The organism is Brevibacterium picturae, assembly GCF_900105045.1.
Classification (GTDB): domain Bacteria; phylum Actinomycetota; class Actinomycetes; order Actinomycetales; family Brevibacteriaceae; genus Brevibacterium; species Brevibacterium picturae.
In genome coordinates this window covers 3259462-3281728 of the sequence record NZ_LT629739.1, presented here as the reverse complement: position 1 = coordinate 3281728, position 22267 = coordinate 3259462, and the positions used below count along the sequence as shown (strand labels likewise).

Annotated in this window: 22 protein-coding genes; 8 read left to right on the top strand and 14 right to left on the bottom strand. The window is 64.7% G+C overall.

Annotated elements, in window-relative coordinates:
* The first annotated feature begins 67 nt into the window (after window positions 1-67).
* Window positions 68-904, top strand: a complete 837-nt coding sequence (locus BLT92_RS14950) for a sulfurtransferase (RefSeq protein ID WP_092106810.1) — start codon at window positions 68-70, stop codon at window positions 902-904.
* A 544-nt stretch (window positions 905-1448) separates the two neighbouring features.
* Complete coding sequence (locus BLT92_RS14945) at window positions 1449-2324, top strand: C40 family peptidase (protein ID WP_092106808.1); 876 nt, start codon at window positions 1449-1451, stop codon at window positions 2322-2324.
* Between the two features lie 85 nt (window positions 2325-2409).
* Here BLT92_RS14945 and BLT92_RS14940 read toward each other — a convergent pair whose 3' ends face one another.
* The 6 genes from BLT92_RS14940 to BLT92_RS14920 all read right to left on the bottom strand — a co-directional run bounded on the left by BLT92_RS14940 (window position 2410) and on the right by BLT92_RS14920 (window position 8986).
* Complete coding sequence (locus BLT92_RS14940; protein ID WP_269457396.1) at window positions 2410-3783, bottom strand: glycoside hydrolase family 3 N-terminal domain-containing protein; 1374 nt, start codon at window positions 3781-3783, stop codon at window positions 2410-2412.
* Between the two features lie 111 nt (window positions 3784-3894).
* Complete coding sequence (locus BLT92_RS21060; RefSeq protein WP_269457371.1) at window positions 3895-4023, bottom strand: hypothetical protein; 129 nt, start codon at window positions 4021-4023, stop codon at window positions 3895-3897.
* A gap of 43 nt (window positions 4024-4066) precedes the next feature.
* Complete coding sequence (locus tag BLT92_RS14935; protein WP_092109449.1) at window positions 4067-5563, bottom strand: mannitol dehydrogenase family protein; 1497 nt, start codon at window positions 5561-5563, stop codon at window positions 4067-4069.
* Window positions 5564-5616: 53 nt separating this feature from the next.
* On the bottom strand, window positions 5617-6603 hold the full coding sequence (locus BLT92_RS14930) for a carbohydrate ABC transporter permease (protein ID WP_092106804.1): 987 nt from the start codon (window positions 6601-6603) through the stop codon (window positions 5617-5619).
* Complete coding sequence (locus BLT92_RS14925) at window positions 6600-7544, bottom strand: carbohydrate ABC transporter permease (RefSeq protein ID WP_407922861.1); 945 nt, start codon at window positions 7542-7544, stop codon at window positions 6600-6602. The genes BLT92_RS14930 and BLT92_RS14925 overlap by 4 nt, the downstream gene beginning before the upstream one ends.
* 83 nt (window positions 7545-7627) lie before the next feature.
* Window positions 7628-8986, bottom strand: a complete 1359-nt coding sequence (locus tag BLT92_RS14920; protein WP_092106801.1) for an ABC transporter substrate-binding protein — start codon at window positions 8984-8986, stop codon at window positions 7628-7630.
* Window positions 8987-9160: 174 nt separating this feature from the next.
* Here BLT92_RS14920 and BLT92_RS14915 point away from each other — a divergent pair, with 174 nt between their 5' ends.
* The 4 genes from BLT92_RS14915 (at window position 9161) to BLT92_RS14900 (ending at window position 14083) form a co-directional block, all read left to right on the top strand.
* Window positions 9161-10171: a sugar-binding transcriptional regulator gene (locus BLT92_RS14915; protein ID WP_157691466.1), complete on the top strand. Its 1011-nt coding sequence runs from the start codon at window positions 9161-9163 to the stop codon at window positions 10169-10171.
* Entirely contained in the window at window positions 10171-11787 is a 1617-nt protein-coding gene (locus tag BLT92_RS14910) for a xylulokinase (protein ID WP_092106797.1), read from the top strand. The genes BLT92_RS14915 and BLT92_RS14910 overlap by 1 nt, the downstream gene beginning before the upstream one ends.
* Before the next feature lie 8 nt (window positions 11788-11795).
* A complete protein-coding gene (locus BLT92_RS14905; RefSeq protein WP_092106795.1) occupies window positions 11796-12893 on the top strand; it encodes an ABC transporter ATP-binding protein in 1098 nt (365 codons plus the stop codon).
* 62 nt (window positions 12894-12955) lie between these two features.
* A complete protein-coding gene (locus BLT92_RS14900; protein WP_092106793.1) occupies window positions 12956-14083 on the top strand; it encodes a glutamate--cysteine ligase in 1128 nt (375 codons plus the stop codon).
* 154 nt (window positions 14084-14237) lie between these two features.
* Here the strand turns inward: BLT92_RS14900 and BLT92_RS14895 are convergent, their stop codons facing one another.
* The 4 genes from BLT92_RS14895 to BLT92_RS14880 are packed head-to-tail and all read right to left on the bottom strand — an operon-like array spanning window position 14238 to window position 17440.
* Complete coding sequence (locus BLT92_RS14895) at window positions 14238-14825, bottom strand: NUDIX domain-containing protein (RefSeq protein ID WP_092106791.1); 588 nt, start codon at window positions 14823-14825, stop codon at window positions 14238-14240.
* Window positions 14812-15891, bottom strand: a complete 1080-nt coding sequence (gene tsaD, locus BLT92_RS14890) for a tRNA (adenosine(37)-N6)-threonylcarbamoyltransferase complex transferase subunit TsaD (RefSeq protein WP_092106789.1) — start codon at window positions 15889-15891, stop codon at window positions 14812-14814. Before tsaD ends, BLT92_RS14895 begins: the two co-directional genes overlap by 14 nt.
* On the bottom strand, window positions 15888-16496 hold the full coding sequence (locus BLT92_RS14885; RefSeq protein ID WP_092106787.1) for an SRPBCC family protein: 609 nt from the start codon (window positions 16494-16496) through the stop codon (window positions 15888-15890). The genes tsaD and BLT92_RS14885 overlap by 4 nt, the downstream gene beginning before the upstream one ends.
* Window positions 16493-17440, bottom strand: coding sequence for an aldo/keto reductase (locus BLT92_RS14880; RefSeq protein ID WP_231938865.1), 948 nt, complete (start codon window positions 17438-17440; stop codon window positions 16493-16495). Before BLT92_RS14880 ends, BLT92_RS14885 begins: the two co-directional genes overlap by 4 nt.
* Window positions 17441-17582: 142 nt before the next feature.
* Between BLT92_RS14880 and BLT92_RS14875 the strand changes: the two genes are divergently transcribed.
* A complete protein-coding gene (locus BLT92_RS14875) occupies window positions 17583-18311 on the top strand; it encodes a biliverdin-producing heme oxygenase (RefSeq protein ID WP_092106785.1) in 729 nt (242 codons plus the stop codon).
* Between the two features lie 192 nt (window positions 18312-18503).
* Entirely contained in the window at window positions 18504-19139 is a 636-nt protein-coding gene (locus BLT92_RS14870) for a LysE family translocator (RefSeq protein WP_092106783.1), read from the top strand.
* 88 nt (window positions 19140-19227) lie between these two features.
* Here BLT92_RS14870 and BLT92_RS14865 read toward each other — a convergent pair whose 3' ends face one another.
* Genes BLT92_RS14865 through alr form a run of 4 tightly spaced genes read right to left on the bottom strand, consistent with a single transcriptional unit; the run spans window position 19228 to window position 22208 of the window.
* Window positions 19228-19689, bottom strand: a complete 462-nt coding sequence (locus BLT92_RS14865) for a GNAT family N-acetyltransferase (protein WP_092106781.1) — start codon at window positions 19687-19689, stop codon at window positions 19228-19230.
* A gap of 10 nt (window positions 19690-19699) precedes the next feature.
* Window positions 19700-20383, bottom strand: coding sequence for a tRNA (adenosine(37)-N6)-threonylcarbamoyltransferase complex dimerization subunit type 1 TsaB (gene tsaB, locus BLT92_RS14860; protein ID WP_092106779.1), 684 nt, complete (start codon window positions 20381-20383; stop codon window positions 19700-19702).
* Entirely contained in the window at window positions 20380-20985 is a 606-nt protein-coding gene (gene tsaE, locus BLT92_RS14855; protein WP_092109443.1) for a tRNA (adenosine(37)-N6)-threonylcarbamoyltransferase complex ATPase subunit type 1 TsaE, read from the bottom strand. Before tsaE ends, tsaB begins: the two co-directional genes overlap by 4 nt.
* Window positions 20985-22208: an alanine racemase gene (gene alr, locus BLT92_RS14850; RefSeq protein WP_092106777.1), complete on the bottom strand. Its 1224-nt coding sequence runs from the start codon at window positions 22206-22208 to the stop codon at window positions 20985-20987. The genes tsaE and alr overlap by 1 nt, the downstream gene beginning before the upstream one ends.
* Window positions 22209-22267 lie beyond the last annotated feature (59 nt).

Here is a 22267-nt window from a genome sequence, read left to right as displayed (position 1 = left end):
CGACCCTGCTGACCGGCCCCCGCTCCCTACCCACTGCTCCTCACCCCATCTCACTAGGAGAATCCCCATGAACCGCTCCGACGTTCTCATCACCGCCGACGAGCTCCTGGCTCGCCTCGCCGACGACGGATCCACGCCGAGACTGCTCGACGTCCGCTGGACACTGCAGGAGCCCGATGGTCGCGACGAGTTCGCCGCCGGGCACATCCCCGGAGCCATCTACGTCGACCTCGACACGGAACTCGCCGCACACTCCGAGACCGACCCCACTGCGGGACGCCACCCGCTGCCATCTGCCGACGCGTTCCAGGAACAGGTCCGGGCCTGGGGCATCGACCAACTCACCGATGTCGTCGTCTATGACGACAACTCGGGACAGGGCGCTGCCCGGGCATGGTGGCTGCTCCAATGGGCGGGCATGAAGGCGCGCGTCCTCGACGGTGGTCTGAGCGCATTCATCGCTGCCGGCGGAGAATTGACCACCGGAGCCAGCGCCTCTGTGGAGCCGAGCACCGTGACCATCTCCCCCGATTCGGTGCCCGTCATCGACGCCGATGCTGCGTCGAAGTGGACAGGAGTCCTGCTCGATGCTCGCGCCGGTGAGCGCTTCCGCGGAGAGACCGAACCGCTCGACTCCCAGGCCGGCCACATACCCGGCGCCACGAGCGCGCCGGCCAGCGAGAACACCGCCGACGGCAGATTCCTCGACGAGGATGCCCTGCGCCAGCGCTTCTCGGACCTCGGCGCCCTCGATCAGCCCGTCGGTGTCTATTGCGGTTCAGGCGTCAGCGCCTGCCACAATGCTCTCGCGCTGGCCGCCCTCGGAGTTGAGACAAGCCTCTACCCCGCCAGCTGGTCCGGTTGGTCCTCTGATCCCGCCCGCCCGGTCGCCACTGGAGCCTGAGGACCCACCCACTCCACCCACAGACGGCAGCCGCGAACAGCCGCTCCATCACCAACGGTCGGCAAGTCCGTCTCGAACTCAGCACGGATTTCGAGACGCACTTGCCGACCGTTTGCCATTCACACCCCGGCACAGGCTCACCCGTCACGACTAACTCCGTCGATACCGTCCAACTCGAGTGGGCATTCTTCGTCGCAAATATGTCATTTTTGGTTTGTTACATAGGCTGATTCGTTACATACAGGCAGGGAGGATGACGAGAGATAGGTCATATCACCACCGGGCAGCGCCAGGCAAACGCGCAACTGTTACAGAATCTTCGGCACATTTCAGGCTTCTGACCTGCACTGTTACACGCATCGATGAAGACTTCTCGATCAATGTAACGAAAACGTGACATCAGGTCACTGATTGGTTACAGTTGTGAAGGTCGGTCGCGAGAGTGCCGACTTCACAGCGAGAACCGCACGCCACGCTCGATGTGAAATTCCTAAGGACCGAAAGTGGCGGTTGGGATTGCTCCAATAGGTGACGAGAGGAAAACGTGGCAAATAAGCAGCACGGCCGCCGCGCCGCAGAAGCCAAGGTCAAGACCCCATTGACCGAACTGACCGACATCATGAGTGCCAACTCCGCCGTCTTCGGGCGTCGCGCAGCCGTTGTTGCTGCCAGTGGTGGTCTGCTCACCGCGGCCGTTCTTCCGGCAGCGGGACAGGGAACAGACGACAAAGCTTCAGTCTCCGCCGAGTCAGAGGCCCAGACACAGGTCGAATACGAGAACCAGACGGCGACCGTCAACGCAGGCGAAGGCTCCTCTTCCAAGGACAAAGACAAGAAGCAGGGCGCATCATTCGGCGCAGAAGTCGAGAAAGTCACTGCTGAGGCCGCTCCCAAACCGGAGCCGAAGCCCGAGCCAGAGCCCGTCGAGACCGCCGAAGAGACTGCTCCGAGCCCTGAGCCCGCCGAGGACAAGTCTGACGATTCCTCCGAGTCCGCAAACACCGGTTCCTCGGACTCCGGCGACAAGGACAAGGGCGAAAGCAAGGACTCCGGTTCAGATGATGCCGGCTCGATCGACGGCTCCAAGGCAGAGCAGGTCATCGGCTGGGCAGAGAAGGGCGTCGGCACCCCCTACGTCTACGGTGGAACCTCCCAGAGCGGCTGGGACTGCTCCGGCTACACCTCGTGGGTCTACGGCAAGGTCGGCGTCGACCTGCCCCGCACCTCCGGCGCACAGAAGGCAGCCGGACAGGTCGTCTCTCAGTCTGAGGCCAAGCCCGGTGACCTCATCTGGCACCCAGGCCACATCGGCATCTACGCCGGTGACGGACAGATGTACGACGCCGGTTCACCCGGCTCAGGCACCTCGAAGCGCAGCTACAGCTGGATGGGCGACGTCACCTTCATCCGCGTCCTCTGATCCACTGCACACACAAAAACCCCTCGCCCGGCTTGATGGTCCCCAGCCAGGCGAGGGGTTTCTGCGTGCCCGCAGTCCTCACGCATCACCCGCAGCTGGGAGCCTTGGCACTGCCGTCATATTCGACCGGCAGTGTGCCGGTTGCGGTGAGGTCGCCCTTGAGCCATTTCGCAACGGCCCCCAGCGCGTCGGGGTTGCTGTCGTAGGCGGTGACTGCCGTGTTCGCCGAGGTATTGCGCATCGTCCACGGTGCGGCGGTGCCGACAGCCACCTCGGCTGAGGTGTTCGGACTCAGGCTCACCCTCGTGCCCTCGGAACCGACAGCAAGACCCGCATCCTTCGCCGCATCGGCGAGCGCTGACTTCTCCTTCTCGCTGCCGCCGACGATCGAGATCGAGTCGGTGCCTGCGAACGTGCACTCACCTTTGAGGACCGTCAGAGACGTCTCTGCCACATCGGCGAGGACCTCCTGCGGGTCCTCCGCACTGGCTCCCCCACCGGCGATCGTCTTCTGGGTCTCGGCCGTCGCCAGCTGCATCGCCACCACACGTTCCGCCTTCTTCTGCAGAGCGTCCTTCTTCAGGTCACCGTTCTTCATAGCCTTGACCACTGCCTGCTGTGCGGCGGCGGAATCCGGGGGCATGACCGCGATATCTGCACCGGCGGACAGCGCCCCGACCGTCTCTCCCCCGCTCTGGTTCTGGTCGACGGCCTTCATATTGAGGGCGTCGGTGATGATGACACCGTCGAAGTCGAGCGTGTCCCGCAGTGCCTTGTAGGCGTCTTTGTTCAGCGTCGACGGTGTCGTCTTCGCATCCGGCAGGCCGATGTGTCCCATCATCACCATCGGGACGCCTGCCCTGACAGCGGTCTTGAACGGCAGCAGTTCCGTGTCCTCGAGCTCCTTGATGCTCTTCTTCGACACCGGCAGGCTCTCGTGCGAATCGGAGTGAAGCCTGCCGTGGCCGGGGAAATGCTTCGCGGAACTGGCGACACCGCCGAGGTGGTAGCCCGTCGCAGCCTGAGCGACCACCTCGGCGACGTCCTTGTGATCATCTCCTGCCGAGCGCACGTTGATGGCCACGTCCTTCTCACCAGTGGTGACATCGGCCGTTGGGGCGAAATCGATGGTGAAACCCAGATCGGTGAGGTTCTGGGCCTGCACCTGCGTGGCGGTCTGCGTCAGTTCAGGGTCTTGGGCGGCCCCGAGCGCCATGAGCGGTGGAAACGGCAGTGCTCCGGTGCTCAGTCGCGATACGGGGCCACCCTCTTGATCGACGCCGATTGACACCGGCTGCCCCGTGGAACGAGCCCCATTGACCGCCTCGGTGACGTTCTTGACCTGGTCAGGCGTCGGGTTCTCGGGAAGATTGTCGGCCATGACGATGGCCCCGCCGAGGTGGTTGTCCTCAATCATGTTCGCCCCGGTCTGGGGGTCGGTGCCCGACCAGGTGCCGATGATGAGAGAACCGGCGAGCTCATCGTCGGAGAATGTGTCGACGATCGTCTCCGCCTCATCGGCGAAGTCATCGGGGCCGATATCCGCTGGGCCGGGAGCAGCGGGGTCGGCCTACTGCGCCGATCGTGATGCACCATCGGCGCCCCCACTCGTCTCCGGTTTCGGGTCACTCGATCCGCCTGAGCAGCCGGTCAGTGCGAGCACGACGGTGACAGCGATGATGGCGAGTCTGGGTCGCATAGCCTCATGCTAAACGTCGAAGCTGAACCGCCGGTTGGTGACTTCAGAGTTCCTCATGAGCGGCGAGTCGCCGAACGGTCTCCTTCGCTCCGCGTGCGTGCAATGAGCCGAGAGCGGCGAGGTAGGCCGACGTGAAGCGGGGGTCGTCGGCGAGTGGTCCGAAGAACTGAACCTGTCGAACGAAGGCCAGAGGATCCGCTGCCTGTGACTGCGCGACCCGCTGCAGTTCCTCGGCGTAGCGGTCGACGATGTGCAACGCCGCTCCCTGCTCATCCCTGCCTTCGGCGTAGCGGGCCCAGGATGCGCAGATCGCTGCCGCGACCTCGACCGGTGCACCAGAGCTGAGATTGTCGACGATGACGGGGACCAGCCATTTCGGGATCCGATCGGACGATTCGGCGCCGAGGCGGGCCAAGGTATCGCGGATCTCGGGATTGCTGAAGCGCTCGATGAGTGAGTCCTTGTACCCGTCGAGGTCGATGCCCGGCAATGGCTCAAGACTGGGAGTGCCCTCCTCGTCCATGTATCTGCGCAGGTAAGAGACGATATCGGGATTCTCCATGGCTTCATGAGCGTAGGTGTACCCGGCGAGGAGGCCGAAATAGGCCAGCCCCTGATGCCCGGAGTTGAGCAGGCGCAGCTTCATGTGTTCGTAGGGCCTGACGTCCTCGACGACCTGCACTCCTGCCAGCTCGTACGGGGGCCGGCCCGAGGTGAACATGTCTTCGAGCACCCATTGGAAGAAGGGTTCGGCGACCACGGGCCAGGCATCCTGCAGCCCGACGTCCTCACGCAGCTCGGCCCGGTCCTCATCGGTGGTGGCCGGGGTGATCCGATCGACCATGGCGTTGGGAAAGGCGACGTGAGCATCGATCCAGTCGGCGAGTTCGGGGTCGACGAGGCGGGCGAAGGCACCGAACATCCTCTTGGCCACGTGGCCGTTCTCCGAGATGTTGTCACACGACTGCACCGTGAAAGGGGGCACTCCTGCGTCTCGGCGTCGTCGCAGAGCCTCGATCACATAGCCGAAGACCGTGCTCGGCAGCTCCCCCGCGGCCAGGGCGGCCACATCGGCTGCGACCATCGGCTCCTCGGAGATGAACTCCCCGGTCACCGGGTTGACGTTGTATCCGCCCTCGGTGACGGTGAGCGAGACGATGCGGATCCTCGGATCGCCGAGGAGGTCGATGAGTCCCTGCGGGTCATCGGGTCCGTAGCGGTAGTCGATGATCGACCCGATCACCCGTCGTTCGCGGGTTCCGTCGGGGTGTTTGAGCGTCAGCGAGTAGAGGTGATCCTGGCCCGCCAGCGCATCGCGCATCCGCACATCGTGGGGCAGTAATCCGGCTCCCACGATTCCCCAGTCCCCGGCTCGTCCGGCTGCTATGAGGTCATCGAGGACCATGGCCATATGGGCGCGGTGGAAACCGCCGACGCCGAAGTGCACGATGCCGGGAGTCACGGCGCTCCGGTCGTAGTCAGGGACGCTGACTCCGCGCGCCGCAATCCGGTCGAGGTTCGATCCTCGCAGTGACAGCATGTCAGAGTCTCGGTGGGCACGGCCTTCGTGCGCAGAACCCGTGGAATCGGCCATCATTTCACCGCACCCATCGACAGGCCCTGGACGAGTTTGTCCTGGGCGGCGATGCCGGCAACGAGCACCGGCACCGAGATGATCAGCGAGGCCGCGCACACCTGGGACAGGAACAGTCCCTGGGACGTGACGAAACTGGTGAGGAACACCGGTGCCGTCGCTGCCGCCGTCGAGGTCAGCACGTTGGCGAAGAGCAGTTCGTTCCACGAGAAGATGAAGCAGATGAGCGCCGTGGCTGCCAGACCGGGCGCGGTCAGGGGCAGCAGGATCTTCATGAAGACACGGGGAAGCCGGGCACCGTCGAGCTCAGCGGCCTCGAGCACCTCAATCGGCACCTCGGCGAGGAAGGATCGCATCATCCACACGGCGATGGGCATGTTCATCGCCGAGTAGATGATGATGAGCAGCAGCCAGGTGTCGAGGATGCCGAACATCTGCGCGACCAGGTAGACGGGCAGCAGTCCGGCGACCATCGGCAGCATCTTGGTCGAGAGCAGGAAGAACAGAACGTCTGACCAGCGTTTGATCCGGCGAATGGCCAGGGAGTACGCAGCCATGGTCGACAGGGCCAGCACGATGAGGGTGGAGACGATCGCTGCGACCGCCGAGTTGATGAGGTAGGGCCAGGGGCTCGCGCCGCTGCTTCCGCCGAAGAAGTTGGAATAGGACTCCAGCGTCAACGGCGCGAAGAAGCTGGGCGGGTTCGTCGACGCGTCGGTCTCGGCATGCAGGCTGGTCAACAGCATCCACAGCAGCGGGGACACGAAGAGGAGTCCGGTGAGCCAGGCCAGGAGGCCGAGCAGAACCTTACCGATTCTGCGCTGTCCCGGACGTCGCTGCGCACTCGCCTTCTGTCGGGACCGATCGGCGTCTCCAGGGCCGGTGCCTCCAGGGTTGGCGGCTACTGCCGAGTCGGTGGCGGCTGCGGAGTCGGCGCGTGCGGGGTCGGCAGCGCCAGCGGACTCCGTAGTGTCTGGGGTGCTCATGAGTTCTCCTCCTTGAGCAGAGTGGATGCGGTTCGCAGTGCGAAGGTCGCGATGATGAGCGAGGCGATGACGACGATCACGCCGACTGCGGAGGCGACTCCGTAGTCTTGAGCCACGAAGAACTCCTGGTAGATGACATACGGAAGGTTCGCGGTTCCGAGTCCGCCGGAGGTCATCGTGAAGACCGTGTCGAAGTTCTGCACGATGTAGATCGTGCCGAGCAGAGCCGCGAGCTCGATGTAGCGGCGCAGGTGCGGCAGAGTGATGAATCGGAATGTCTGTCCCGGTCCCGCGCCGTCAACTAGGGCTGCCTCGTAGACGTCCATGGGGCGCGACTGCAGACCTGCCAGCATGATGAGCATCATGAACGGGGTCCACTGCCAGACGAGCACGATGCCGATTCCCAGCAGCGGATAGGTGCTCATGAGGTCCGGTTGCGGTGCAGCTTCACCGAAGACAGTCGTCAGCAGCCCATTGACCAGCCCGTAGGAGGGGTTGAAGATCGCATGCTTGAACAGCAGGGCCGCGGCCACGGGCACGATCAGGAACGGCGTGATCATCAGCGTGCGCACGAATCCTCGTCCGATGAACTTACGATCAAGGAGAAGCGCGATGGCCAGGCCCAGCACTGCCGAGACCAGGACGACCGAGACGGTTAGTCCGACGGTCACGAACACTGCACGCAGCAGGTCCGCATCCGTGAAGACGGTGATGTAGTTGCGCAGGGTGCCGAAGCTGATGTCATCGGGATAGGCGGCGTTCCATTTCATGAACGAGATGACGATCGTGATCGCGAACGGAATCTGCGTGACGAGGATGACGAAGATCAGCGCCGGCAGCATCGGGGCTCGCAGGGACCACCGTTTTCGAGCGCTCGATGCCGCGGATGCAGCCGATGTGGGCGCCGCCGGAGTTCGGCGGTCTTGGGCAGGTGCTGACAATGGACGACCTCCGGTGATGGATGGCGGTGGGGAGTGCGGGTGCTCGGGCGGAGTCGTTTATGCCTCCGCCCGAGCCGCCTTATTCACTCCTTGTACTTGTCTCCGACCTTCTCTGCTTCCTTCTGCCCCTGCTCCAATGCCTTGTCCACCGTGGTGCGCCCGGCTATCGCCGAGCTGATGTCCTCGGAGATGCCCGTCGCCAGGGAGGCGAATTCGGGAATGGTCACGAACTGCACTCCGAGAGTCGGGCGCGGCTGCACACCGGGATTCTTCGGATCAGCCGATTCGATGGCCTCCTCGGTCTGCTTGTAGAACGGTGCCGCAGCCTTCTGGTACTCCGGATTCTCATAGGTCGAGGCGCGCTTGCCTGCCGGCACGTGCTGCCACCCCAGCTCCTCGGCCACGGTCTCCTCATAGTCCTGTGACGAGGCCCAGGCCACGAACTGCTTGGCGGCGTCTTGGTTCTTGCCCGCTGCCTGGATGCCCCAGGCCCAGGTGTAGAGCCACGAGCTCGACTTCGTTTCCTTCACCGGTGCTGCGACATAGCCGATCTTGCCTTTGACCGGCGAGTCATCGGCTTCGAGGGTTCCGGTCGCCGCCGTCGAGTCGTACCACATCGCGACGTTGCCCTGCTGCAGATTGGTCAGGCACTCGGTATAGCCGGCCTGCGGTGCCCCTGATTCGCCGTGGTCCTTGATGAGGTCGACGTAGAAGTTCGTCGCCTCCTTGAATTCCTTGGAATCAACCTGAGCATCCCAGTTCTCGTCGAACCAGGTGCCGCCGAAGGTATTGACCACGGTGGTCAGGGGCGCGAACATTTCACCCCATCCGGGCAGGCCGCGCAGACAGATTCCCTTGGTGCCCTTCTCAGCGCCGTCGACCTCCTCAGCCAGATCGGCGACCTCGTCCCAGGTCGGATTGTCCGGCATCGTCACGCCCGCCTTCTCGAAGATGTCCTTTCGATACATCAGGAAGGACCCCTCTCCGTAGAACGGCTCTCCATAGATCTGATCCTGATAGGTCATCGATTCGGCCATCGGCTCGAGGATGTCGTCCTGATTGAATCCCTCGGCATCGACGACCCCGTCATTCATCGAGGTCAGCCACCCGTTCTCGGCGTATGTCGGCACTTCGTAGTTCGACATCGACGCCACGTCATAGTTGCCGGCCTGTGCTGAGAACTCCTGGCCGATCTTGGCGCGAACCTCGTTCTCCGGTAGAACCGTGTAGTTGACCGTGATGCCGGTGTCGTTCGTGAAATGATCTGCGGTGAGCTTCTGCAGGTCCTGCATCTGCGGATTGTTGACCATGAGAACGTTGACTTCTTCGTTGCCTCCGCCGCTCGAACTGCCCCCGGCGCCGCCACACCCTGCGAGTGTGAGTGCTCCGACCACTCCGATGGCCGCCGCTGTGACAGCCCGGCCCGTGATCTTCTGCTTCATCGTGATTGCCTTCCCTCATCTTCGCGGGATTGCTGCCCGCCCTCGGGTGTGCTTGCCGAAAATCATATGAGCATCGGTGCTCACATGTGCAATACTGTGTCATGATTTAATCAGATGTGCAATAGATCACAAATGAGCGGTCAGCTTGCCGCCGTCGATTCCGAGGGGAGAGTCATGAGCACAGCACCCACCGCCAGACACCGCCGGTTCCTGGCTCAGCTGGCCAGAGAGCACTATGTTCAGGGTGCTTCGAAAGTGGAGCTCGGCAAAGCGCACGGACTCAGCCGGTTCCAAGTCGCCCGACTGCTTCAGGAAGCCGTGGACAGCGGAGTCGTCACGATCTCCATCGAAGCCGATGCCGCCGAAGGCGACGGTACTGCCGAGCGGCTCGCGGCGGCCCTCGGCCTGGAGTCGGCGGTCATCGTCGCATTCGAGCACGAGGCCGAGCATGAGGTCGATGCTGCTCAGCGAATGGGTCGGGCCGCGCTGGCCTACGTCGATCGGCGCGCTCGTCCGGGGATGCGCATCGGTCTGGCCTGGTCACGCACCCTCGATGCCGCAGCGGAATTCGCCCCTGCACTCCCCCGGTGCACGGTCGTTCAGCTCGCCGGTGCACTCCAACTCGGTTCGCATCGTCCCAGCGCCGGAATCTTCGCCCGCCTGGGACAGGACGCCGCCGTGACCATGGTCCGATTGCCGGCTCCTCTGCTGGTCACCGAGGCGGACACCGCTGCTGATCTGGGTGCCCTGCCCGAAATCTCCAGTGCGCTCTCAGCGGCCGACGATCTCGACCTCGCCGTGATTTCGGTCGCCGCCTGGGCCGAGGGACAGTCCTCGGTGTGGGAGAAGTGCAGTCCCCAGCAGCGAGCGGCAGGGCTGGCCGACGGCGCGGTGGCCGAAGCCTCCGGGCGCCTCTTCGACGCCGATGGAATCGAGGTCGACACCATCGATGACCGCGTCATCGCCGTCACCCTCGACCAGCTGCGAAATGCGACGACGACCGTCGGGGTGGCTCGTGGAGCGCAGCGCGCCGAGGCTGTTCGTGCAGCCTGCGCCGCCGGAATCCTCGACGTCGCCATCGTCGACGAGGCGCTGGCCCGGGAAATCCTCGGCAGCTCGCCGGCCGAGTTGCCGGTGGAACCACCGACCGGAGCACTGTCGGCCTCGCAGACCGAGGAGTCCTGATGACTACCGACCTCGAACCGCGCGAACTGGTGGCCGGTGTTGATTCCTCGACGCAGAGCTGCAAGGTCGTCATCGTCGATCCCTTCACGGGCGAGGTCCTGCGCACCGGATCGGCCCCGCACCCCGCCGGCACAGAAGTCGACCCCGAAGCCTGGTGGTCGGCACTGCGTCAGGCGATCTGCGATGCAGGCGGGTTCGCCGATGTCGCCGCCGTGAGCATCAGCGGACAGCAGCATGGACTCATCGCCCTCGACAGAGACGGAGAGGTCATCCGCGACGCCCTGCTGTGGAACGACCTGCGCAGCGACGGGGCAGCACGGGCACTCATCGCAGAAGTCGGTGCCGATGAGTTCGTCGACCGGGCAGGCGTCGTTCCGGTCGCGTCCTTCACCGGGGCCAAACTGCGGTGGCTGCGCGACCACGAACCGGACAATGCCTCCCGGGTAGCGGCCGTGGCTCTGCCCCATGACTGGCTGACCTGGCGGCTGTTGGGCTATGGGACCTCCAGCACAGAGGCCCCACGGGGGCCAGACCTGGAGGCGCTCGTCACCGATGCTTCCGATGCCAGCGGCACCGCGTACTTCTCCGCCGTCGCCGGAGGCTACGACTTCGAACTCTTCCGCACAGCGTTCGGCGCCACAGCACGGGAAGCAGCTGGTTCCCAGACCCGCGAGGACACCAGACCCACTGCGGTCAGCCCCCGCGACGAAGCTGTTGTGCTCCCCCGAGTTCTGCGCCCCCACGACAGTGCCGGACACACCCCCGAGGGCATCCTCGTCGGCCCCGGTGCCGGGGACAACGCGGCTGCTGCGCTGGGTCTCGGAGCCGTCCCGGGCGATGTCGTCATCTCGATCGGCACCTCGGGCACGGTCTTCAGCCCGACCAGCTTGGAGATCAACGATCCGTCCGGAATGGTCGCGGGCTTCGCCTCGGCCGATGGTGGGCGGCTTCCGCTCGTCGCCACTCTCAACGCCGCCCGCGTCCTCGACTCCGCAGCAGCGCTGCTGCGGGCCAGCCATTCCGATGTGGCCGCACTTGCCCTTGCCTCGGAGCCGGGGGCGAACGGGCTCACCCTCGTCCCCTATTTCGAGGGCGAGCGCACCCCCAATCTTCCGGATGCGACTGCCCGGTTGGAGGGCATGACCTTGGCGAACTCCTCCCCGGAAAACGTCGCTCGCGCCTTCGTCGAAGGCATGCTGTGCGGGCTGGCGGACGGTCTCGACGCGGTGCTGCGGCAAGGTGTCACCGCCGAACGACTGCTCCTCATCGGCGGAGCGGCCCGCAATCCGGCAGTGCGGGAAGTGGCCAGGGACATCTTCACCGTCCCCATCGACGTACCCGAACAGGCCGAATACGTGGCCATCGGGGCTGCCCGGCAGGCGGCCTGGACACTGACCGGTTCCTCGCCGAGGTGGCAGGTCGAACTCGTCGCGACTCTGCACCCGCGACCGTCACAGGTCCGTAGGCAGTATCGCTCATTCGCACACACCAGCCTCACTGATGAAACCAGCGCCACTCCTAATGCCGGGCCCACCCACGACACCAATCCCGCCCACGAGAACTCAGACAATGATCACCGCGGATCGTCGGGTGCCCGCGCACCCGTGGAAGGTTGAGATTCACCATGGCAACAGTCACTTTCGACAAGGCAATGCGCCAGTACCCAGAAGCGCTCACCCCGTCAGTCAACGAGATCAGCCTCGACATCGCCGATGGCGAGTTCCTCGTCCTCGTCGGTCCCTCCGGCTGCGGGAAATCCACGACTCTGCGAATGCTCGCCGGCCTCGAACCCGTCGACGCCGGACACATCAGAATCGGCGAGAACGATGTCACCGGGGTCTCACCGCGCGAGCGGGACATCGCAATGGTGTTCCAGAACTATGCGCTCTACCCACACATGAGCGTCGGTGAGAATATGGCCTTCGCGCTCAAGATCGCCGGAGTGGCGAAGGCCGAACGCAAGGAACGGGTCCGTGAGGCGGCGGCGCTGCTCGACCTCGAACCCTACCTCGACCGCAAGCCGAAGGCCCTCTCCGGTGGGCAACGCCAGCGTGTGGCCATGGGACGGGCCATCGTGCGCTCTCCGCAAGTCTTCCTCATGGACGAACCACTGTCCAACCTCGATGCCAAACTGCGGGTGCAGACGCGTGCACAGATCGCCTCACTCACTCGCCGCCTCGGCGTCACCACGGTCTACGTCACTCACGACCAGGTCGAGGCGATGACGATGGGGGATCGTGTTGCGGTGCTCGCTGACGGGAAGTTGCAGCAGGTGGACACTCCGCGGGCCCTCTACGACCGACCCGCCAATCTCTTCGTGGCCGGTTTCATGGGCTCTCCTGCCATGAACCTCATCGATCTGCCTCTCCAGGCTGGAGCACTGCGCATCGGTGAGTCCGAGTTCCGGCTCAGCAGCGCCCAACGCTCGCAGCTGAGCGGCACTCAAGTCACGACAGGAATTCGTCCCGAGGACTTCCGTGTCGAGTCGGCCGGAGGCTTGGAAGTCAGTGTGGACCTGGTCGAGGAACTCGGCGCCGATGCCTACGTGCACGGTCGAGCGAGGACGGCCACCGGGGACATCCCGATCGTGGCCAGAGTCAACGGGCGCACACGCGTATCCAGAGGTGACACGGTCAACGTCGTTCCGGACCTCTCACGCCTCCACCTCTTCGACTCACACTCCGGTGCGCGACTGCCCGACGAAGCCGAGCGAGCTGCCTGAATGTGACGCCCAGTATACGGGCGAAGACCGGAAAATCGACCGCGGAATACTATGATCGATCCATGGTCGATTTCGCACGCTCACGCCGCTCCACGCTCGGAGTCGAATGGGAACTGGCATTGTTGGACGGGCACAGCCTCGATCTGACTCCCGCCGCCGAGGTTCTCCTTGCCGATGTCGGCGAACGTGCACCCGAATTCGAGAATCAGATCGTGGGCGAGATGCTCACGAACACGATCGAACTCGTCACCGGCGTCCACGAACAGGTGTCCGGAATCGCCGAGGACCTGGCCACGTCGATGGGCGCCCTGCGCACCCTCACCGAGGACCGTGGAATCGAGCTCATGTCTGCCGGGACGCACCCGTTCGCACAGTGGCAGTCTCAGGAGGTCCGTGCCAAGGACCGCTACCTCGAGCTCGTCGACCGCACCCAGTGGTGGGGTCGGAACATGCTCATCTTCGGCGTGCACGTTCATGTCGGCATCGACTCCCGTGACAAGGTGCTGCCGATCGTCAACGCCCTCCTCGCCTATGTCCCCCACCTTCAGGCGCTGAGCGCATCATCACCCTTCTGGGGCGGGACCGACACCGGTTACGCCTCGAACCGGGCGATGATGTTCCAGCAGTTGCCGACAGCGGGGCTGCCATTCCAGTTCGAGCAGTGGTCGGACTATGAGAAGTACGTCAGCGACATGCTCACCACCGGCATCATCGACACCATCAATGAGATCCGCTGGGATATTCGCCCGGCCCCGCACTGGGGAACCGTCGAGGTCAGAGTCTGCGACGGACTGCCCACTCTCGAAGAGATCACGGCGATCACGGCCCTCATCCAGTGCCTCGTCGACGACTTCTCCGCCCGCCTCGACGCCGGTGAGTCACTGCCGAGGATGCCGGACTGGTTCCACGACGAGAACAAGTGGCGTGCCGCCCGATACGGTATGGACGCCATCATCATCGAGAACGCCGAGGCCGATGAACGTCTGGTCACCGAATGCCTGGCCGATGAGGTCGAGCGCCTGACCCCTGTGGCCGAACGCCTGGGCTGTGCGAATGAGCTGAACTCCATCACCTCGATCATCGACCGAGGTGTGCCCTACCAACGGCTGCAGAACGTGTACAAGGACAGCGACTCGCTGACCGAGGTGACACGTTCGCTCATCAGCGACCTGCGCACCTCGTACACCTGAAGACTGGTCCCTGGGGAACGCCCCCGCCGCACCCTCCCGCTGATAAACGGGTCAAGCGTCGAGATACGCACGCGCAAACACGTTTGTCGACGCTTGACCCGTTTATCGATGAAGCCGTCGCCATGGTCCGCCGTCGCTGGTCGGCGGCCGCGACTCACAGGTGGGGGCGGAGGAGTTCCACCAGCGCAGGCAGCGACGCAGCGACCCCGGGGTGCAGCTCGAGATCTGTGAGCCGGTCGATCGGCACCCAGGCGAGCTCGATGCTCTCCGGGTCGTTGATGACCGGTTCGAAATGACGCAGGGTCCGAGCGATGACCGTCGTGTACGACCAATCGCCGAGGTCGAGGACGTAGGTCTCAAGGATTTCGATGCCCTCGGCCGTGCTGTCGGGAACGCCTGCTTCCTCAAAGGATTCGCGAACGGCCGCGTCGATGGCGGATTCGCCCAGGTCACGGGCACCGCCGGGGAAGCCCCAGGTTCCTCCTTCGACCGACCACAGGGCGCGGTGCTGCATGAGGATTCCCTGCTCGGGATCAAGCAGCATCAGCCCTGCGGCGCCGTTGAGTCCCCAATGTTTCTGCCCGTCCGAGCCGAGAGTCCACCCGTCGCCTGATCGCCGAGGCGGCAGGTAGTCAGGCAGATCCTTCGAGTTCGGTCCGTAGGCGGTCTCATCGCGTGAGGCACCGCTCCTGTCGTGTGTGTAGGCGTTCTGGTCGCCGGCATTCGGGTCAGACGAGGACATGATCGACATCCAATGAAGAGACTGCTGGGAATGACAGGTTGCTCGGCGCGATCCCGCGGCGCACGAGCTCGGATCCGAGGGCAGCGACCATGGCACCGTTGTCCGTGCACAGTCCCAGCGGCGGCACTCGCAGCCTCACCCCCGCCTCGGCGCATCTGGTGCCGAGCACCTCCCGCAAGTGGGAGTTCGCCGCGACTCCCCCACCGAGCACGACATGGTTGATTCCGGTGTCGGCGGCGGCCAGCAGCGTCTTGGTGACGAGGACGTCGACGACGGCGTCTTCAAATCCGGCCGCGAGGTCGGCCACGCGCAGGTCGGTGCCCAAGGTTTCGGCCTTCGTGACTTCACGCAGTGCCGCGGTCTTGAGTCCGGAGAATGAGAAGTTATAGCGGCGTTCCGGGTCGCGCAGATCCTGTTTCTTCGCCAGGCCGCGCGGGAACTTCACCGCGCTGCGATCGCCGGGAACCTCGCTGCCATCGAGCTGGCCGAGTGCGGCTTTGGAGATGTTGGGTCCGCCGGGATAGTCAAGCCCCAGCAACCGCGCGGTCTTGTCGAAGGCTTCGCCGGCGGCGTCGTCGATCGTAGCACCGATGAGTTCGATGTCGTCGACGACGTCCCCGATGCGCAGGATCTCCGTGTGCCCGCCGGAGACGAGGAGCGCGATGGTCGGTGTGGTGATTCCGTCGATGTCGTCGGCGATGAGGTCCACGGCCACATGTGCTGCGAGGTGGTTGACCCCGTAGAGCGGCAGGTTGAGTGCCGCCGCGAGGCCTTTGGCGGCTCCGACTCCGACCATCAATGCACCACTGAGCCCGGGGCCTGCAGTGACAGCGATCGCGTCAAGGTCACTCAAGGCGATGTCTGCCTGATCGCAGGCCGACGCGATGGCCGGTCCGATCGCCTGCACGTGTGCCCGTGAGGCCACCTCGGGAACCACGCCGCCGAAACGAACGTGTTCATCCATCGAGGAGGAGACTGTGTTGGTCAGCAGCGTTCGGCCCCGGACGATTCCGACTCCGGTCTCATCGCACGAGGATTCGATGCCCAGCACCAGGGGTTCGCTCATGCCTCGTTCGCCCCGCTCTCGGCGTCCTGGCTGTCCTCAAGTTCGAGGTCCGCGTAGAGGGCGAGCAGCTCCGACTCACCTGCCTCGACGACCTCCAGTCCGAGCACTCGAGCGAACAGGCGCAGGTGGGTGTCCCACATCGGCCCGAAGTCCGCGGCTTTCAGACGTGCGCTCTCAACATCGGGCGCGGATTGGGTGAAGACCAGGAGGGTCGCGTCCCCATCCGTGAGTTCGAGGCCGAGCAGCTGCATCCCCAGCACACCGAAGTCCTCGAGCTCGACGAGGACATGGTCTTCGACCTCGCAGCTGAGGATCTCACCGTGCAGTTGGGTCTCGCCGAGGTCGAAGGTGATCGCAGGGTTGGAATTCCCGCCAGCGCCGCTCGTCTCATCGGCGTCCGCGTCAGTCGCCTCATCGCCGCTCGTCTCGACACTGTCAGCCTCGGCAGCAGCGTCGTCGACGGTGAACGACGCGAACCAGGAGCCGGCGGTCTCACTGTCGATGAGCCTGGCCCAGACGGTGGCAGCGTCGACGGCCAACGGCAGTTCGATAACCAGATCGGTGCCATTCTCCCAGTTGACCAGGCGCGGGCTTGTCGCCGTCATGCTTCCACCCACGCATCGTTGAGCGCCGTGATCTCGTCGTCGGCCAGCTGCAGTTCGGTTCCTGCGAGGAGTTCGGTCAACTGCTCCGGCACCCGCGCCGAGGCGATGGTGGAGGGAATGAAATCATGTGTCAGCTGCCAGGCCAGAGTGGTCGCGGTCATGCTGGCGTTGTGGGCCGAGGCTACATCGTCAAGTATTTCGAGGGCCCGCAGCGCCTCTTGGTTCTCGAGGAGATCGGCGACCCGTGAGCCGCGCACACTGCCCGTGGCGTCTCCCCCGGTGTGCTTTCCGCTGAGAAATCCCGAGGCCAGGGAGTGGAAGGGGAGTTCAGCGATGCCCTGGGCGCGCAGGTATTCCTGCTTCTGGGAATCGACAGCACTTCGAGAGACGAGGTTGTAACGGTCCTGGACGACGCGATAGCACGCCAGGGAATACTGCGCGCTGATCTTCATCGCCGATTGCAGACGATCCAGGGTGAAATTCGAAGCGCCGAGGTAGCTGACCTTCCCGGACCGCACCAGAGCGTCGAAGGTCTCCGCCACCGCCACCTGATCGACGCTCTCATCGTCGGAGTGTGCGTAGTAGACATCGACGTGATCAGTTCCGAGGCGACGCAGGGAAGCGTCGATGCATTTTCGGATATTGGCTGGATCGAGGCCCTTGCGCTTCGGATACGCTCCGACCTTGGTGGCGATGACCATGTCGTCGCGGTTGCCGCGCGAGGCCATCCATTCGCCGATGATTGTCTCCGATTCGCCACCGGAGTTGCCGTCGACCCACGCGGAATAGGCATCCGCTGTGTCGATGAAGTTTCCACCCGCCTCGGCGTAGGCGTCGAGGACCGCGAAGCTCTGATCCCTGTCTGCACCCCAGCCGAAGGGATTGCCTCCCAGATGCAGCGGGTGGACCATCAGATTCGTGTCGGCCAATTGCACTCTTTCCATGCCTCCAGCCTACCCTTTGGCAATGGTCACAGAGGGCAGGGTTAAAGGTAAGGGCAGGCTAGGCTAAGATGAAAACGAGTACTGTAGTTGCCCGGACGATCGAGACACTTCCGGATCACCGATCTCTCAATGAGGAAGCATCATGACTGAACCATTCTCAGCTCGACTCAAGGCCAGCACAGCCACAATCCACGACGAGGTCGAGCACACCAGTTTCATGGTCGACCTGATGCAGGGCCGACTCGACGTGCGCGCCTATTCGCTCCTGCTCATGCAGTACGCCCTCATCTATGCTGCCCTTGAGTCGAAGACTCGGGAATTCGCCGTCAGTCCGCTCGTCGCTCCGTTCCACGATTCGGCCCTGTTTCGAACCCAGCGCATCCACAGCGACCTGGAGAAGTTGGGGACCAGCGCTGCACGCCAGCACCCAAACGCTGCACAACAGGTCGTCGGGGACTCCGGATCGACGGTGATGGCCAGTGCTGAGACCTACGCCGACCATCTCAACCGGCTCACGAGGCCGGAGCAGCTCATCGCCCACCACTACACGCGCTACCTCGGCGACCTCTCCGGCGGCCAGGCCATCGGCGCTCTCATGGGACGCCACTATTCTGTGCCCGCGGAGGCGCTGACCATGTGGGACTTCACGAAGGTGGGCAAGACGAAACCGTACAAGGACGCTTACCGCAGCCGTCTCGATGAGATCGGAGCCAACGGTGGTGATGAACAGCTCGTCATCGACGAGACGTTGACCGCGTTCGCCCTCAACGGCAGGCTCCTTGCCGAACTCAGTTCTGGGGCGGAGGCTCCCGCCGCCACAACTACTGGCGCAACAACCGGCGCAACAGCCGCCACAACCGCAAACATCTGACAGGGTCCGGCAGCGCCACCAGACGAAACCAGCTGAGCGAGTACGAGACCAGCTGAGCGAGTACGAGACCAGCTGAGCGAGTACGAGACCGGCTGAGCGGGTACGAGACCGGCTGAGCGGGTACGCGTCCGGCTGAGAGAGTACGCTGATGCGATACACCTCATTCAATGACGAACAGTTCGAGAGACTGACATGGATTCACACCAGTTGTTGGCCTGGGCCCTTGTGGCTGTGATCGGCGCGGCCACGCCCGGGATCGATCTGATGATCGTGCTGCGTTCAACACTGCTCCACGGCAGGCGTTCGGGTTTCGGCGCAGTCGTCGGAGTCGAGATGGGCCACGCCGTCTGGGCCATTGCCAGCCTCATCGGCCTCACCGCTCTGCTGGCCGCTTCCACCATCGCCTACGACGTCGTTCGGATCGCGGGAGCCTGCTACCTGGTCTGGCTGGGCTGCACGGCGATCTGGAAGTCTCTGCCCCGCAATCGGCCGACGGCCGCCGAGGCCGAGGCAATGCCCGTCCAGAGCCCCGGCAGCGCGGTCCGCAGCGGGATGACGAGCAATCTCCTCAACCCCAAGGTCGGCGTCTTCTACATCAGCATCCTGCCTCAGTTCCTCCCAACCGTTCCCTCGGCCGCCGGGTGGGGTGTGCTGCTCGTCGCCATCGCTCTGACCATCGGCACCGCCTGGCACGCGGCCATCGTTCTTCTGGCCACGCGGGCCCGTGGCATTCTCACCCGTGAACGGGTCAAGATCTGGCTCGATCGCACGAGCGCGGCTGTGATGATCGCACTCGGCGTGCGGCTGGCGACCGAGGCCAGAGCCTAACCAGTACGCCGTACAGCCCGCATTCGGCCGACGGCACGGCCCGCGTTCAGCCGACGGCACAGCCCGCCTCCAGCCGAGTGCGCTGCTGCTAAGGGCGGTAGCGCATGAGAATCGCGTCGGCACCCGGGTAGTAGTCGGGGCGTCTGCCCCATTCGGAGAACCCGAAGGAGCGATAGAGACCCAGCGCCGATTCGTTGTGCTCATCGACCTCAAGGTGGACGACTTCGGCGCCCCGGCTCAGGGCCCAGTCGGTCCCGGCCTGGAGCAGTCGACGCCCGATGCCCTGGCCTCGTCCAGCCTCGGTGGTGGCGATCGTCATTACGTCCGCCTCTCCACCCGCAGTGGACATGACGATCCATCCGGCCAGCGCCGAGGTGGCCGTTCGTGCCGCGAACATGACCGTTCCGGCCTGCGCCCGAACTGCCCAGTAGTAGGTCAGCGTCCACGCGGTGGGCCCGAAGATGGCTGCGTCGTGGTCCGCGATCTCGTCGAGATCCCACCAGCTCAGTTCGCTGATGCTCACCTGATCGTGCACCGAACCCGTGCTCATGTCCCTGTGCTCATTTCAGTGTGCTCTCACGAGCCGGCGTCGCCTTGGCGTCGGGTTCACGGAGGTATTCGGGAACCGGGTCAGCCAGCGCGTGGCCGTGTACAAGCTGACGGGCCGCGGCGAACGCGAGGTATTCGGCGCGCGGGTCGGTGATCGTGGGCACGCTGGACTCCCCGAGGACGTCCGGGTAGAGCACGAATCCGCGACCGAGGCGGGCAGTGACTGCCGTGTGACCATGAGCGGCCAAGACGTCGGCGACCTCGGCCGGCTTGGCCACAAAAGGTCCGGCCTGAAGTGAAGCGTCCGAGCTCTCGTAGACGCTGAAATAGACTTCCTTGCGTCGGGCGTCCGCGGCGATGAGCACCGGGCCCGCCGTCTCAGTCGTGGTGCAGCGAAGTTCCTCGGCGAGCGCGGCCTGCGACAGAAGTCCCTTGACCGGGATGCCGCGGGCCTGCCCCACGGCGATGCCCGCGGCGATCCCCACGCGCAGTCCGGTGAATGGGCCCGGACCGATTCCGGTGACGACAAGGTCCGGCCAGACAGAATTCGCGAGCACCCGAGACAGGGCAGGGCCGATGAACTCGACGTGCCGACGCTGGTCATCGGCTTGTTCAGCCGCCAGCACGGTCCCGGATTCGGTGTCGACCAAGGCCACGGACGCGGCCTGGGAGGTGTCGATGCTGAGTATGATCACTGGCTGTCCTCCTCGTCGACGGATCCCTGCGACCCACCGAATGTGCTGAGCTCAACCGCACCGCCCAGAGCGCGAAGCGAGTCGTTCACCTGCTGCAGTCGTGTAGTCCACGTGCTGCCGTGGCCGTGCAGCTCTACAATCCGCCGTTCGTCCTCGTCAGCCTCATCGTCAGCGCCCTCGCGACCGTCGTCCTCGAAGTCTGTGTCGCCTTCGAGGTCGAACATCGGAGTGATCGTCAGGCCTAGGTAATCGGTGCTCAGCTGCTCGGCGAGTCCGGCGCCCCATTCGACGACGGTGATCGATTCCTCGAGCTTCGAGTCGAGGTCGAGGTCGCCGAGCTCCTCCGCGTCGGAGAGCCGGTAGGCGTCGACATGCACGAGCGCAGGCCCCTCGCCGCGCGAAGGATGCTCGCGTGCGATGACGAAGGTGGGTGAGGTGATGCGCCCGGTGACTCCCAGCGCCCGTCCCAGGGACTGTGTGAATGTCGTCTTCCCCGCGCCGAGGTTGCCGCTGAGAATGAGGAGATCGCCCGCCCGCAGGTGCCCGGCGAGCACCTCGGCGAAGGCCCGCATCTGATCAAGTGACGTCAGTTGAAGCTGCATCACAGACCCGGCCCGTCGGTCGACTGCGGCAGCACTTCCACGCGATCGACGCGGTCATTGATGCGCGTGACGATCTCGTAGTTGATCGTGTCGGCCCAGGCTCCCCACTCGGCCGCGCTGGGTCCGTCGGGTCCGAAGATGACGACCTCATCGCCGATGGCGACCTCGCCGGCACCGACCTCGACGATCATCTGATCCATCGCGATCCGGCCGACCACAGGATATCGGGTTCCGCGGATGCTGACCTCGGCCCTGTTCGATGCCGTGCGGGCGATCCCGTCCCCGTAGCCGCCGGGAACCAGCGCGAACCGGGTATCGGCCGCGGCCGTGAACGTGAGTCCATAGGATGCGCCGTGGCCGCTGGGGATGTCCTTGAGGTTGACGACCTGGGAGACCAGCCGCATCACCGGCACCAGGCCCAGGTCCTGCGCATCCTGATCCTCGAGCGGAGACAGACCGTAGAGTGACAGGCCGACCCGGGCGGCTGTGCCCGGGAACGGCGAGAGCGTCAGCGCGGCCGGTGAGTTCGCGATGTGGACCTCGAGTCGAGCCGATTCGCCGAGGCGGCCCTGCGCACCGTCGAGCACCGCCGTGAGCTCCCGGTGGGCGAAGGTGAAGATCTGTGTCTGCTGCCCGGTTTCGACGCGTTCGGGTTCGTCCGCGACGGCGTAGTGGCTCATGAGGCCCACGATTTCGAGGCCCGGGCCCGTCTCGCTCGAATCGGCCGCGACCGGGCCCGCCTCGGCGTCGAGCTCCTGCAGATGCTCCAGTGCGCGCGCCCAGTCAGCGGGCGCCAGACCGTTGCGGCCGAGTCCGGTGTCGACCTTGAGATGGATGCGGGCCGTGGTGTTCACCCGACGGGCCGCGTCTCGCAGTCGGTCGAGGCTGTCGACGGTGGACACCCCCAGCTCGATCCCGGCGGCGACAGCAGCGTCGAGGTCGGTCTCCGGCCCGTAGAGCCACGCCATGATGGCGGCGTCCTCCCCCAGGATCTGACGCAGTCGCAGCGCCTCGCCGATCGTGGCCACGCAGAAATCACGCCAGCCGGCGGCGTAGAGCCCGCGGGCGACGATGTCGATGCCGTGGCCGTAGGCGTTGGCCTTGACGACGCATTTGAGGCGGGCGGGGCCGAGGCGTTCGGCGAGGACCGCGGCATTGGCCTGCAGAGCGGCCACGTCGATCTCGGCTCTGACCAGTGCCCCTGAGGAATCGGTTGATGTCACTGGATAAGAATACCGTGGACCGTCATCGTTCATTCCGACTGGGACCCGCTGACTCGATC

Bases quoted from the DNA above. Each gene is read 5' to 3' on its own strand.
- BLT92_RS14905 (WP_092106795.1), top strand. From the start codon at position 11,796: ATGGCAACAGTCACTTTCGACAAGGCAATGCGCCAGTACCCAGAAGCG.
- BLT92_RS14950 (WP_092106810.1), top strand. From the start codon at position 68: ATGAACCGCTCCGACGTTCTCATCACCGCCGACGAGCTCCTGGCTCGC.
- BLT92_RS14865 (WP_092106781.1), bottom strand. From the start codon at position 19,689: ATGAGCACGGGTTCGGTGCACGATCAGGTGAGCATCAGCGAACTGAGC.
- BLT92_RS14875 (WP_092106785.1), top strand. From the start codon at position 17,583: ATGACTGAACCATTCTCAGCTCGACTCAAGGCCAGCACAGCCACAATC.
- tsaD (WP_092106789.1), bottom strand. From the start codon at position 15,891: ATGAGCGAACCCCTGGTGCTGGGCATCGAATCCTCGTGCGATGAGACC.
- BLT92_RS14900 (WP_092106793.1), top strand. From the start codon at position 12,956: ATGGTCGATTTCGCACGCTCACGCCGCTCCACGCTCGGAGTCGAATGG.
- BLT92_RS14880 (WP_231938865.1), bottom strand. From the start codon at position 17,440: ATGGAAAGAGTGCAATTGGCCGACACGAATCTGATGGTCCACCCGCTG.
- tsaE (WP_092109443.1), bottom strand. From the start codon at position 20,985: ATGCAGCTTCAACTGACGTCACTTGATCAGATGCGGGCCTTCGCCGAG.
- BLT92_RS14885 (WP_092106787.1), bottom strand. From the start codon at position 16,496: ATGACGGCGACAAGCCCGCGCCTGGTCAACTGGGAGAATGGCACCGAT.
- BLT92_RS14935 (WP_092109449.1), bottom strand. From the start codon at position 5,563: ATGCTGTCACTGCGAGGATCGAACCTCGACCGGATTGCGGCGCGCGGA.
- BLT92_RS14930 (WP_092106804.1), bottom strand. From the start codon at position 6,603: ATGAGCACCCCAGACACTACGGAGTCCGCTGGCGCTGCCGACCCCGCA.
- BLT92_RS14920 (WP_092106801.1), bottom strand. From the start codon at position 8,986: ATGAAGCAGAAGATCACGGGCCGGGCTGTCACAGCGGCGGCCATCGGA.
- BLT92_RS14895 (WP_092106791.1), bottom strand. From the start codon at position 14,825: ATGTCCTCGTCTGACCCGAATGCCGGCGACCAGAACGCCTACACACAC.
- BLT92_RS14870 (WP_092106783.1), top strand. From the start codon at position 18,504: ATGGATTCACACCAGTTGTTGGCCTGGGCCCTTGTGGCTGTGATCGGC.
- BLT92_RS14915 (WP_157691466.1), top strand. From the start codon at position 9,161: ATGAGCACAGCACCCACCGCCAGACACCGCCGGTTCCTGGCTCAGCTG.
- BLT92_RS14910 (WP_092106797.1), top strand. From the start codon at position 10,171: ATGACTACCGACCTCGAACCGCGCGAACTGGTGGCCGGTGTTGATTCC.
- BLT92_RS21060 (WP_269457371.1), bottom strand. From the start codon at position 4,023: ATGCGACCCAGACTCGCCATCATCGCTGTCACCGTCGTGCTCGCACTG.